The sequence below is a fragment of the Brevibacillus jepli genome, assembly GCF_047229145.1.
Lineage (GTDB): Bacteria > Bacillota > Bacilli > Brevibacillales > Brevibacillaceae > Brevibacillus.
Window position 1 is genome coordinate 333111 of record NZ_JBFEFW010000002.1, and the last position, 12600, is coordinate 345710.

At 50.1% G+C, this 12600-nt stretch carries 10 protein-coding genes; all 10 read right to left on the reverse strand.

Translation table 11 applies throughout. The annotated features are described in order from the left end of the window. Positions 1 to 8 precede the first annotated feature (8 nt). The 10 genes from AB1L17_RS03530 to msrA all read right to left on the reverse strand — a co-directional run bounded on the left by AB1L17_RS03530 (position 9) and on the right by msrA (position 12598). Positions 9 to 458: an acetyl-CoA carboxylase biotin carboxyl carrier protein gene (locus AB1L17_RS03530; protein ID WP_412847417.1), complete on the reverse strand. Its 450-nt coding sequence runs from the start codon at positions 456 to 458 to the stop codon at positions 9 to 11. Between the two features lie 25 nt (positions 459 to 483). Continuing rightward, positions 484 to 2034 (reverse strand): acyl-CoA carboxylase subunit beta, encoded by a 1551-nt coding sequence (locus tag AB1L17_RS03535; RefSeq protein WP_412847418.1) that lies wholly within the window; start codon positions 2032 to 2034, stop codon positions 484 to 486. 16 nt (positions 2035 to 2050) lie between these two features. Beyond that, complete coding sequence (gene meaB, locus AB1L17_RS03540; RefSeq protein WP_412847419.1) at positions 2051 to 3103, reverse strand: methylmalonyl Co-A mutase-associated GTPase MeaB; 1053 nt, start codon at positions 3101 to 3103, stop codon at positions 2051 to 2053. Beyond that, positions 3100 to 5271: a methylmalonyl-CoA mutase gene (scpA, locus tag AB1L17_RS03545; RefSeq protein WP_412847455.1), complete on the reverse strand. Its 2172-nt coding sequence runs from the start codon at positions 5269 to 5271 to the stop codon at positions 3100 to 3102. Before scpA ends, meaB begins: the two co-directional genes overlap by 4 nt. Beyond that, a complete protein-coding gene (locus tag AB1L17_RS03550; RefSeq protein ID WP_412847420.1) occupies positions 5271 to 7394 on the reverse strand; it encodes a methylmalonyl-CoA mutase family protein in 2124 nt (707 codons plus the stop codon). Before AB1L17_RS03550 ends, scpA begins: the two co-directional genes overlap by 1 nt. Before the next feature lie 31 nt (positions 7395 to 7425). Next, the gene (accB, locus tag AB1L17_RS03555) at positions 7426 to 7941 is read right to left on the reverse strand and encodes an acetyl-CoA carboxylase biotin carboxyl carrier protein (RefSeq protein WP_412847421.1); all 516 of its coding nucleotides are present in this window, start codon (positions 7939 to 7941) and stop codon (positions 7426 to 7428) included. A 239-nt stretch (positions 7942 to 8180) separates the two neighbouring features. After that, positions 8181 to 8828: a TetR/AcrR family transcriptional regulator gene (locus tag AB1L17_RS03560; RefSeq protein ID WP_412847422.1), complete on the reverse strand. Its 648-nt coding sequence runs from the start codon at positions 8826 to 8828 to the stop codon at positions 8181 to 8183. 81 nt (positions 8829 to 8909) lie between these two features. Beyond that, entirely contained in the window at positions 8910 to 9812 is a 903-nt protein-coding gene (locus AB1L17_RS03565) for a M15 family metallopeptidase (RefSeq protein ID WP_412847423.1), read from the reverse strand. Between the two features lie 141 nt (positions 9813 to 9953). Then, entirely contained in the window at positions 9954 to 11531 is a 1578-nt protein-coding gene (locus tag AB1L17_RS03570; protein WP_412847424.1) for a glutathione ABC transporter substrate-binding protein, read from the reverse strand. Positions 11532 to 11626: 95 nt separating this feature from the next. After that, on the reverse strand, positions 11627 to 12598 hold the full coding sequence (gene msrA, locus AB1L17_RS03575; protein WP_412847425.1) for a peptide-methionine (S)-S-oxide reductase MsrA: 972 nt from the start codon (positions 12596 to 12598) through the stop codon (positions 11627 to 11629). Positions 12599 to 12600 lie beyond the last annotated feature (2 nt).

Here is a 12600-nt window from a genome sequence, read left to right on the forward strand (position 1 = left end):
GCTCCTTCTTACTGAGTTTTGACAACCAACAATGGTTTTCCGTAGTCCACGAATTGACCGTCCATTACGAGAATGTCCGTGACGATGCCACTAACCGTTGACGTAATATCGGCGGATAGCTGAAGAGCATCAGCCGTGCATCTCCCAACCTTTTCGCCTGCTTGAACCGTCTGCCCTACTGTCACTTCCGCATAGAACAGTCCAACTGAAGAAGACACGACCTGCTGCGTCGCTACCTCTACTACGTCAGCAGCAGCTTCCACTGACTCAGCCGTAGCCGCAGCCTCCTGATAGCCATGCTCCACTTCGCCTACCTGTACAGGGGCATTCACAGCCACGACTTCGATAGGTGCACTTTTCTTTATGACGATGCGGGTCTTGCCCTTCTCCCATTCCAGCTCCTCAATGGAAGACTGATTCACCAGCTTAATGAATTCACGCAGTTCATGCAGCTTCATAGCACGATCAGAGCTCCTTTCCTTTTTATAGTGGTATGTTCCCGTGCTTTTTGTATGGACGATCTTCCTGTTTGTTTCTGAGCATTTCCAAGGCTTGCGCGACCTTCTGGCGGGTCTCGCGCGGGTCGATCACATCATCCACCATGCCAAGGCTCGCCGCGACATACGGATTGGCGAACTTTTCACGATAGAGGGCGATTTTCTCTGCACGAGTCGCAGCCGGGTCCTCACTTTGTTCGATTTCCTTTGCAAAAATGACGTTGGCAGCACCCTCTGGTCCCATGACGGCGATTTCTGCATTCGGCCAAGCATATACGACGTCTGCACCGATGGATTTGGAGTTGAGCGCCACATAAGCGCCTCCGTAAGCTTTGCGCAGAATGACCGTGATTTTGGGAACGGTGGCTTCCGAGTATGCATACAAGATTTTCGCGCCGTGACGGATAATTCCGCCGTGCTCCTGATTGATGCCCGGGAAAAAGCCAGAAACATCCTCAAAGGTCAGCAGTGGAATGTTAAAGCAGTCGCAGAAGCGGATGAACCGCGCCAGCTTATCTGAGGAATGAATGTCCAGTCCACCTGCCATGACCTTCGGCTGGTTGGCGATGATCCCGACACTGTGACCATCGATACGTGCCAGACCGATCACGATGTTGCGGGCAAAATTAGGCTGTACTTCCATGAAATCGCCGTGATCCACGATTTTTTCAATAACCTTGCGCACATCGTATACTTTGGTGCTTTCTGCAGGGACGAGCTCCAGGAGCTCTTCTTGCCAACCGTTGTTCTCTTCTGCTTTTACCACTGGAGCGCGATCGCGATTGTTTTGTGGCAGGAAGCTGAGCAGCCTGCGGACGCCTTCCAATACTTCTTGCTCCGTCTCACCTGTAAAATGGGCATTGCCGCTCACCGTAGAGTGAACCTTGGCTCCACCCAGATCCTCTGCGGAAATTTTTTCGCCTGTAACGGTCTCGATGACTTTTGGTCCTGTGATGAACATTTGGCTCGTTTTCTCCACCATGAACACGAAATCGGTTATCGCCGGGGAGTAAACAGCACCTCCCGCGCACGGACCGAGGATAACAGAGATTTGCGGAATAACTCCGGAGTAGATGGCATTGCGGTAAAAAATCGTGCCGTAGCCATCAAGTGAGCTGACGCCTTCTTGAATGCGTGCACCACCAGAGTCGTTCAGTCCGATGAAAGGCGCACCGTTTTTTGCTGCCAGGTCCATCACCTTGGCAACCTTCATCGCGTGCATTTCGCCCAACGCACCGCCAAATACCGTGAAATCCTGCGCGAACAAATAGACGGGACGACCATTGATTTTACCGTAGCCAGTCACGACGCCTTCCCCTGGTGCCTCCATCTGATCGAGACCAAAATGAGTCGCGCGATGCTCAACAAACGGATTCAGCTCCATAAAGGTGTCTGGGTCAAGCAAAAGCTCTATGCGCTCACGTGCAGTCAGCTTGCCACGATTATGTTGGGCATCAATGCGAGCATCTCCGCCGCCGAGCTGGATCTTATACTTGCGCTCCATTAATTCATCAATTTTTTCGTACATATTGCTCATCGGGCCCACCTTCTCTCTATTCCTTTTTCATGATCGCATTCTCATAGATCGCCACTAATTGCTGAACGGCGCTCGTCGGTGAAATCTTACCACTGGCTACGGCTCCTTCAATCGATGGGAGCATTGTGGCTACTTGCTGGTTACCGAAAAAGGTCGAACGCAAATAGTCCTGGGCCATACTGTGCATCCAATCGAGCAGCTGCGCTTTTCGCCTCGCCTCAAAGCCGCCCGAATTGATTGTGCTCTCACGAAATTGACCAATAACTTTCCATATATCCTCAATGCCTTCCCCTGTCAGGGAAGAACACATGTATGCCTTCGTCTCCCAGCCTGTGGTTGCCGGCTGCAAGTAATGCAGAACGCGATTGTATTCACCCCTGGCGATCAGGGCGCGCGTACGGTTCTCCCCATCGGCCTTGTTGATCAGAAGGGCATCTGCGATTTCCATGATGCCTTTTTTGATGCCTTGCAGTTCATCGCCCGCTCCTGTCAGCATCAGCAGTAAAAAGAAATCGACCATGGACCTGACTGTCGTCTCGCTCTGTCCGACACCAACTGTCTCGACCAAAATCACGTCATAGCCTGCTGCCTCACAGATCAGCATCGTTTCCCGCGTCTTCCGATTGACTCCGCCTAGCGTGCCTCCCGTTGCGGACGGTCGGATAAAGGCATGTGGATTGCGTGACAACAGCTCCATCCGCGTCTTGTCGCCGAGAATGCTCCCGCGTGTAACCGTGCTGCTCGGATCAACGGCCAGAACAGCGACACGATGGCCTTTTTCGCAAAGCATACTGCCGAATGCTTCGATGAACGTACTTTTGCCCGCACCTGGTACTCCAGAGATGCCGATACGAATGGACTGTCCTGTATAGGGAAGCAGTTGTTGAATAACCTCCTGCGCCATGTCCATATGAGCGGGAGCATTGCTTTCGACCAGCGTGATTGCCTGTGCCAAAATGGTACGGTTGCTTTCCCGCACGCCTTTGACGTATTGTTCGACCGATAAGCGCGGGAGGCGTGCCTTGGAAGAAACATGCAAGAAATTGTTGTCAGCCTTGCCCCCGGTCATTGTCCAGCAGCCTCCAGGCGATACACGATCTCTTGTAGTACATGCTGGGCCGCTACCGGAATGACGGTTCCTGGCCCAAAAATAGCTGCCGCACCGTGCTCCCGCAAAAAGGCGTAATCCTGCGCCGGTATCACACCACCTACAACGACAACAATATCCTCGCGTCCCAATTTCCTGAGCTCTTCCACCAGCTGTGGCAGCAATGTTTTATGCCCGGCCGCAAGCGAGCTGAAGCCGATCACGTGCACGTCATTTTCTATCGCTTGTTTTGCTGTTTCCTCCGGTGTTTGGAACAGAGGTCCGATATCGACGTCAAAGCCCAAATCGGCAAAAGCAGTCGCAATCACTTTCGCGCCCCTGTCATGTCCGTCCTGACCCATTTTCGCGATCATGATACGGGGACGTCTGCCTTCCCACTGCTCGAACTCGTCTGCCATCTTGCGTACCGCCGCTACCTCGTCGGAATCTGCGTATTCGGAGCTGTAGACACCGCTAATGGAACGGATAACCGCCTTGTGCCTGCCTACGACCTTTTCATACGCATCCGATATTTCACCCAAGGAAGCTCTTGCCCGCGCCGCTTCAATCGCCAGCTCCAGCAGATTGCCTTTGCCCGTTTTCGCGCATTCCGTAATGGCTTGAAGAGCTGCTTGCACTCTCGCCTCATCCCGGTTATTGCGCAGCTCCTGCAAACGTCTGATCTGCGCTTCCCGCACTGCTGTATTATCAACTTCGAGTATTTCCAATGGGTCTTCCTTATCCAGTCGGTATTTATTCACGCCAATAATCGCTTCTTTTGCTGAATCGATATGTGCCTGTCGGCGTGCAGCCGCTTCCTCGATCTTCATTTTCGGCAATCCCGTTTCGATCGCTTTTGCCATACCGCCTAGCGCTTCAATCTCTTCGATGTGCGCCCACGCTTTTTCCACGAGCTGCGCGGTCAAGGACTCGACATAGTAGGAGCCCGCCCACGGGTCAACTACCTTCGTAATCTCGGTTTCGTCCTGCAAAAACAACTGCGTATTTCGTGCGATTCTGGCCGAAAAATCTGTCGGCAACGCGATCGCCTCATCCAGCGCATTCGTATGCAAGGATTGCGTGTGGCCTAAAGCCGCAGCCATCGCCTCAATACACGTCCGCACGACGTTGTTATACGGGTCTTGCTCAGTCAAACTCCATCCGGACGTTTGCGAATGCGTCCGCAGTGCCATCGACTTTTCGTTTTGCGGGTTGAACTGCTTGATCAGATTGGCCCAAATCAAGCGACTCGCACGCATTTTCGCCACTTCCATGAAGTAGTTCATGCCAATCGCCCAGAAGAACGACAACCGCGGCGCAAACGCATCGATATCAATTCCTGCTGCAAGCCCCGTACGAACGTACTCCAGCCCATCCGCTAACGTGTAGGCCAGCTCAATATCAGCGGTCGCCCCCGCTTCTTGGAGGTGATAGCCAGAGATGCTGATGCTGTTGAATTTGGGCATGTGCTTGGAGGTATAGGCAAAAATATCGGAAATAATCTTCATCGACGCTTCTGGCGGATAAATGTAAGTATTCCGAACCATATATTCCTTCAAAATGTCATTTTGGATCGTTCCTGTAAGCTCTGCCTGTGATACGCCCTGCTCTTCGGCAGCAACGATATAGAACGCCATAATCGGCAAAACCGCACCGTTCATCGTCATGGAAACGGACATTTTATCGAGCGGAATACCGTCGAACAATATTTTCATATCGAGAATGGAATCGACCGCCACGCCGGCTTTTCCTACATCACCGACTACCCGTGGATGATCGGAGTCATAGCCGCGATGCGTCGCAAGGTCAAAAGCAATGGACAACCCCTTCTGTCCCGCAGCCAAATTCCGGCGATAAAAAGCATTGCTCTCCTCTGCCGTGGAAAATCCGGCATATTGGCGAACCGTCCAAGGTTGGGTCACGTACATCGTTGGATATGGTCCGCGCGTATAAGGTGGCAACCCAGGCATGTAGCCGAGGTGATCCATTCCCTCCACATCTTCCTGTGTGTAGAGCGGTTTGACAGGAATCTGCTCCAGCGTCTGCCATATCTGCTCATTTTCTTGCGTGTTCTCATTCAGATGGGGAAACAGGTCAGAAACATCGCGTTTGGACTGATAAGCTATTTTCGAAAAATCAGGTCGCTTCATCATGAGCTCACTCCTATTCGCTCCTGAAGTTCTCGCAGCATTTCATAGCAATTGGAACGCATATGGATACAATCATCTACGCCTGCTGCTTTATAGGTTGCCAGCTGATCAGCGTCAGGCAATCCTGCTAAAAGAACCGTCATCTGAGGTGCACTTTGCCTGATGGCTTGCGCTAATGGAGGAACTAGCTCCGGATAACTCGCATCGTCCGAACAAATCACCGTGATCAGCGCACCCGATCCCACCGCTGCTTCCGTCGCCTCTATAGTGGTAGAGAATGCTTGCTGACGCATTACTTCAAAGCCCCCGACAGCGAAAAACTCTGACGCGAAATCTGCCCTTGCCTTATGCTTCGCCACTGGACCCATCATGGCCAAAAACACAGTCGGTCTTTTTCCTGTTTTGTTCACGTAATCGTCTGCCTGCATGCGCAAGGCTTCAAATCGTTCAGTTGCCCTGTGAATCTGGAGTGGCTGGACGATTGTCTCCACTTGATCTGCATGTCTCATGGCTTTTGCGATGTCACCTACCGTCGCTCCATGAAGCGCTGCTTTTATTGCACGTTCAATGAACTCATCCGGATTATTCGCCAGCTCCTTAAGCGTATCGGAGACGAGAGTCGTATCCCGTTTCATCCGATAAGACCGTGCGTCCGCAGCTCGCTCTTCGTGAATGACTGGAAGACTCTCTGCCTGCAAGGCCTGCTCTGCCGTATTGGCATACATATTTGTTCCAACTACACGCTTTTTACGCGTATTAATGCTTGCTGCTTTTTTATCCGCTATCTGAGCAATGAAGCCTTGAGGGAAGCCTGCTTCGAGCGCACGCAGCATGCCACCCTGCTCTTCTACCTGCTGGAACAGCTCCCATGCCTTTTTCGCTAATTCATTTGTGAGCCATTCGACATACCAAGAACCTCCTGCAGGGTCGATCACTTTCGCTAGATGCGATTCCTCTTGCAAAATGATTTGCGTATTGCGGGCGATTCTTCTGGAAAACTCATTAGCTGGTCGGATGGCTTCGTCAAATGCAGATACATGCAGGCTGTCTGCTCCCCCAATGACGGCTGAAAACGCTTCTGTCGTGGCACGGAGCATGTTGACATACGGATCGTATACCGTTTTCGTCCAGGCTGAGGTTCTGGCATGAATCGTCATCTTCTGGGCTTCCGCTGACCCGCCATAGGCAGCCACGATGTTTGACCAGAGCATTCTTGCCACACGCAGCTTCGCTATTTCCATGAAAACGTCTGAGCCAATCGCGTACGAGAACTGCATCCTGGGTGCCGCATCCTCAATCGACAACCCACGCTCTAGCATGGCTTGCAAATATTCGACCCCTGTAGTCAGTGAAAAAGCCAGCTCGGTGACTGCATTTCCGCCGCCATCCTGATAAGGATTGGCCTGAACCAGGATTGTTTTTATTGCGGGCGCTTGTTCATTTGCCCATTTTGTCAGACTCGCCATGGCGTCATAGGCTGTCTGCAAGGAACAAGGTAGCTTGCCCTCTGTAAGCAAAACAGCCACAGGGTCTTGCCCGATGCAGCCGCGAAGTACGGAAGCTTGCTGTCCCGACGCTTCCAGATGAGCCAAGAGAAGAGATACAATAGGCAATCCGAGCGCTCCCGTGTTCACAAAAAGAGGAACCTCCGCCAGTTTCACCCCTTGCAATGCCTCCGCCACATCTTCCTTGCAAAAAACAGACACACCTTTGTTGCCGATCGCATCTGGTAGTGCTTCGTCTGGGTCAAGGCCAGCCAATGTCGCTTGATCAACCATCAGAGGCAGCATCGTTTGCCCGCGCGCTAAATCGGCTACGGCTGCCTCATTGAATGCCTTGGCGTTAGCTGCCATGATTTCCTGACAAACGTACCAGTTGTGTTCCTTTTGCTCGTTAGGATGAGCCTTCCCTCTATGAAAAGGCGCTTCGCCTGGTAGCGCTTCCAGATACGGCAATGTTTCGACATCTTCGTACCGATAAATCGGCTGTCGAATAATCCCTTCGTACGTATGAGTCAAAAGCTTGGCGTCAAAGGATGCGCCCTTCAGCGATTTTTCTGCCGCTTCCCGCCATTGCTCGTAGGTGGGAACAGAGAATTCCTTAAACAATGCTTCCTTGTTCACTTTTCCAGTCCTCCCCTCCAAAAGCTAGTTATTACACCTGCTTAACCAGAAACAGCGGTTGTCCATGTTCGACCAGCTGTCCGTTTTCCACCAAGACTTGGACAATCTCCCCTTTTACTTCTGCTTCAATCTCGTTAAACAGCTTCATCGCTTCAACAATACAGACGATCGTAGTTGGCTCTACACGATCATTCACGGATACGTAAGGTGCTGCATCTGCGGCAGGTGCTGCATAGAAGGTACCGACCATGGGAGAAGTGATTTTATACAAGTTTTCTGTCACTTCGACCGATTTTTTTGGCGCATCAGCAGGGATGGTTACGACTGGACGCTCAATCGTATCTTTTTTAGGCAGAGTGATCACAGGAGCTGAAGTCACCGGTGGCGCACTTATTGGTTGTGCGGGAGCTTGATGTACGACTGCGACTTGATTCACATTTCTTCGCTTGATTCGCAGGGACGAATCCTCATTGTTTACCTCAAAAGATTCTATGTCTGTCTGCTCCAATAGCTTCACAAGTTCTCGTAATTCGTAAATGGTAAGCACGCATATTCCTCCCTATTCCCGAATCTGACTGGCACAACCCACGAACCGACTAGTTGGTCTGTTATGGTTGTGCTAGACCGACTAGTTGGTCTTTTCGTTATTATAACAAATGTCAGAATACTAGTACAGACCAACTAGTTGGTCTGATTGCGGTATTTCGAGGGGGATCATCAAGCGACTATGCCCCTGTCTCCTTACGAAAAGCCTGAGTGTAGCCGCGTGATCCATGTTTGCCTCCCCTACAATGGCTTGAAGGGATTTTCTTGTGTCTGCAGGAAAAAACGTTGAAATGCCGGGTTTTCCTTTGATTCTGATTTCAAAACGGAATGAAGCACCATATCTGCATAAATATCCGCGATTTGCTCGATCGAGTACGTTCCTGACTTTTGATACCATTTGTAAATCCAGTTGACCATACCAAAAATCGCCATGGATACAATCGGTACAGGCAGCTCCGGGCGGAACTCACCCGATTCGATCCCGTCCGAAATCACAGTGAACATGATTTTTTTATAGCGATCCCGCTTGGTTTCAATATCCGTATAGTACTCTGGCGCTAAAAACAAGCTTTCCTGATAAAAAATCGTAACCTGTGAGCGATACAGGTCAATCATCATGACAAAGGATTTAACAATCGCTTGCAGGCGTTCTGTCGGGGTATCCCACTTCTCGTAAGCTTCCTCTGCTTTTTCAAGTACATACGTAATAAATTGATCATGGATGATGTAGAGGAGTTCATCCTTGGATTTGAAGTTGTGATAAAAGCCTCCCTTTGACGTTCCGCTTTCTTTCACAATTTGATCCACAGTTACTTTGTGGTAGCCATTTGCTTCAAACAAGCGCATGGATGTTTCAATAATTCGTTCTCTGATTGATTTTTCGACCATTATCTTCACCCGTGAACATTATAGCATAACTACATAGCAAAAACGCCGATTCTCTTTGCTTAAGAGATCGACGTTTTTTCCTTAATTCGATGGTGTGGAAACAGGCACGGCACCGGAATACTCTTCCAGTGTAATCCCTTTTTCTCCGATTTCTTTGGCGATCTCGACACCTACATAACGCAAATGCCACGGCTCATAAATATAGCCAGTAATCGCGTCTTTTCCCTCTGGGTAGCGAATGATAAATCCAAACTGCTCGACGTTTTCATCCAGCCACTTCGCCTCCTTGGTTCCGGCAAAACAGCTCGTTGCCGCGCATTTGCCATCCTTACCGGAGACGTCAATCGCGAGTCCCGTTTCATGCTCGCTCGTACCAGGCACCGCGCTGTAAGTCCTTGCCTTCTCTACGCCATCTTTTTTTACATAGCGGTTAAACAACGCTTTCTGATAAGCGTGGGAGCGATACGCAGAAACGCCAGCCAACTGGACACCGTCTGCCTTTGCTGCGGCAAATAACTGTTCAAGCGCACCGGCTGCTTCTTTGCGCATTTTGCGTTTTTCGCTTTTTTCCGGGAGCAAGTAAGGAACGTTTGGAAACACTAAATCATTTGGCTGATAGTTTTCCGGGAGCTTCCGTTGTTTGTTCACAAGTACAGCAATACTTTCTGGCTCACCAACAACCTCGATGTCCGGGAACGAGAGCTCAGGAGGCTGGGCCACTGGCGGCTTTTCTGCCGGCTTCGTTTCTGTCGGCTTCTCTTGTTGAGGCTGCTCCGGTTGTTCCGCCTTCGGTGTTTCAGCTGTTGGAGGGGTGGTCTCTTCTTTTGGCTTTGCTTCTTCTTTCTTTGATGGTGCTGGTGTTTCCACGGACGGTGGTGTTTGCGGCTCTTGTGGAGCAGCCGTACTATTACATCCTGTTAGTACAAGTGTCATCGCGGTTACGAGCGTGAGCGGATGCAAAAGTCGGTGGCGAAAGCTTTTCATTGTAACGGTCCTTTCGTTTTGGAGCTGATCCAATTATGTATGATACAAAAAGTACGTACCTATTATGACATAATTGACCAACGTTTCGTTACATATTTGAGAAATTGCACGATTCATATTTTTGTTACCTATTTCTGTGATTTATTGAGAAATCACGACCTGATCAATGTTTACGTAACCGGCCGGACTAATCGAGAAGCCCTGAATCTTGTTGCTGATAACCGCCAAGTTTTCCAGATTGCGAATGGGAACCACCAAAGCATCCTGCAGCTCTAATTCTTGTGCTTTGGCATAGATGGCGAGTCTTTTTGCAGGATCTGTTTCGACTCGGCCAGCCTCGATGAGCCGATCCAGCTCGGGATTGCTGTATTGAAAGCTGTTGCCTGCCCCGCCACCCGATGTATGAAACAAATTGTACTGGTTATAGTCCGCATCTCCTGTCGCATTTGCCCAGCCGCTGACAAAAATCTCATGATCCTTGTTTTTTTCAATGGTTTGGACAAACTCATCGTAGCTGACGATTTGTAGCTCCGCGTCAATACCGATCCCCTTTAATTGCGAGCGGATCACTTGGGCAACCAGGATTCGATCCTGTCGGTTGTAGGTAATCATTTGGATCGGAAAACCATCGGGATAGCCCGCTTCCGCAAGTAACCGACGTGCTTGGTTGATGTCGTATGGATAGCTTTTCACAGTGGGACTGTAGCCAAACACATGCGGTCCCATCGGTGAGTTCGCCATTGTTCCAACGTTGTTATACACCCCTTTAATGATCGCTCCCGTCTCGATCGCCATACTGATGGCTTTCCTCACACGGATATCGTTTAGCGGTGGACGAGCTACATTGAACCCGACAAACTCCGTTCCGAGCGCATCACTACGGTACACGCGCATTTGGCTGGAAGCTTGTATCCGATCCAGCTCCATGACAGGGATGGACTCCGCGACATGTACTTCTCCATTCTCGACCATCGCAATGCGAGCCTCATCATCCGGAACGACCTTGAAGACGACTTGATCAAGAGTACCTGCGTCACCCCAATACGATTGGTTTTTACTCAAGGTGATTTGACTGCCGGGCTCCCAGGATTGGAACTGATAAGGGCCTGTACCGACTGGGTGATGCGATAGTTCCCGTCCGTATTTGTCTATCGCAGTGGGACTGATGATACTCCCCTCATGACTGGCCAAAATGGAAAGCAAGGGCGCAAAAGGCTTATGGAGAATAATTTGAACGCGATACGGGTCAATGACTTTTACCAGCTTTACTTTTTCGAACATGGCAGCTCGCGGAGAAGCCACCTTTGGGTCTAACACGCGATCGAATGTTCTCTTGACTGCCTGCGCATCAAAACGAGTTCCATCGTGAAACACAACGCCCTTTCGCAGTGTAAACTCCCATGTGAGATCATCGATTTGTTCCCAGGAGGTCGCCAGCTGTGGTTGAATGTCCATATTCATATCCCGTTTGACGAGACCTTCATACACTTTGCCCTGAACGACGCTCGCCTCATTGATCGTCAAAATAAAATGGGGATCGAGGTTCGCAGCATCCGACATACGTGCAATGATTAACGTCCCACCCTCGTTAACCTTTTGGGGTGTAGGTGTGATCTGCGTGTTATCAGGCGATTTCTGCCCGAAAGAACAGCCTGCCATGGTAATGATCGCTGCGAGTAGCAGTCCAATTAGTCTGTGAGCTGATGTGTGCGTGTACATGGACCCTCCCTGCATGCTTCTGTCTGTGACTAGTTGTAGGTTTAGCAAAAAGACCGCCTTTCTCCCATGTTTCCCGGAGAATAGCGGTCCAAGCTCTATTCTTTTTCAAATAAACGCTTATACGCTGCGAAGCCTTCTTGCTCCAAACGATCCTTCGGGATAAAGCGAAGTGCTGCTGAATTGATGCAGTAGCGCAAGCCATTTTCTCCAGGACCGTCCTCGAAAACGTGTCCGAGATGAGAATCTGCTTCTTTACTGCGAACCTCCGTACGAATCATATTATGTGTCAAATCGACATGCTCCGTTACGTTTTGCTCCTGTAACGGCTTGGTAAACGAAGGCCAACCGCAACCGGAATCGAACTTATCCAACGAACTGAACAAAGGCTCGTTGGAGACGATGTCCACATAGATGCCCTCTTCCTTGTGATCCCAGAATTCGTTCGTAAAAGGACGTTCTGTTCCGTTATTTTGCGTCACCTCATACTGGAGTGGTGTCAATCGCTGTTTCAGTTCTTCTTGTTTCGAACGGTCGCGCCATGCTTCCTTGGTGAAATTCGCTCTGCCTGATGCCGCTCGGTAGTATTGGTAGCGAACCGGATTTTTCTTATAGTAGTCCTGATGATACTCCTCTGCTTCATAAAAAGGCTTGGCAGGAAGAATCAACGTTGCGATTGGCTTTTGAAAACGACCGCTCGCTTCCAGCTCTTGTTTGGATTTGATCGCCATTCTTTCTTGCTCTTCATTATGATAGAAGATCGCAGGCGCATACGATTGACCGCGATCACCGAATTGACCACCAGCGTCTGTCGGGTCGATTTGTCTCCAAAACATTTGTAACAATTCCTCGTACGACACAATCGTTGGGTCATAGGTGATTTGGACAGCCTCATAGTGCCCTGTCGTATCGGAGCATACTTGTTCATAGGTTGGGTTTTCGACATGACCGCCTGTATAGCCGGAGACGACTTTTTGAATGCCTGGCATTTTGTCAAACGGACTTACCATGCACCAAAAGCATCCGCCTGCAAAGGTTGCGAGTTCGAATGGATGTGGATTGCTGTTCACTC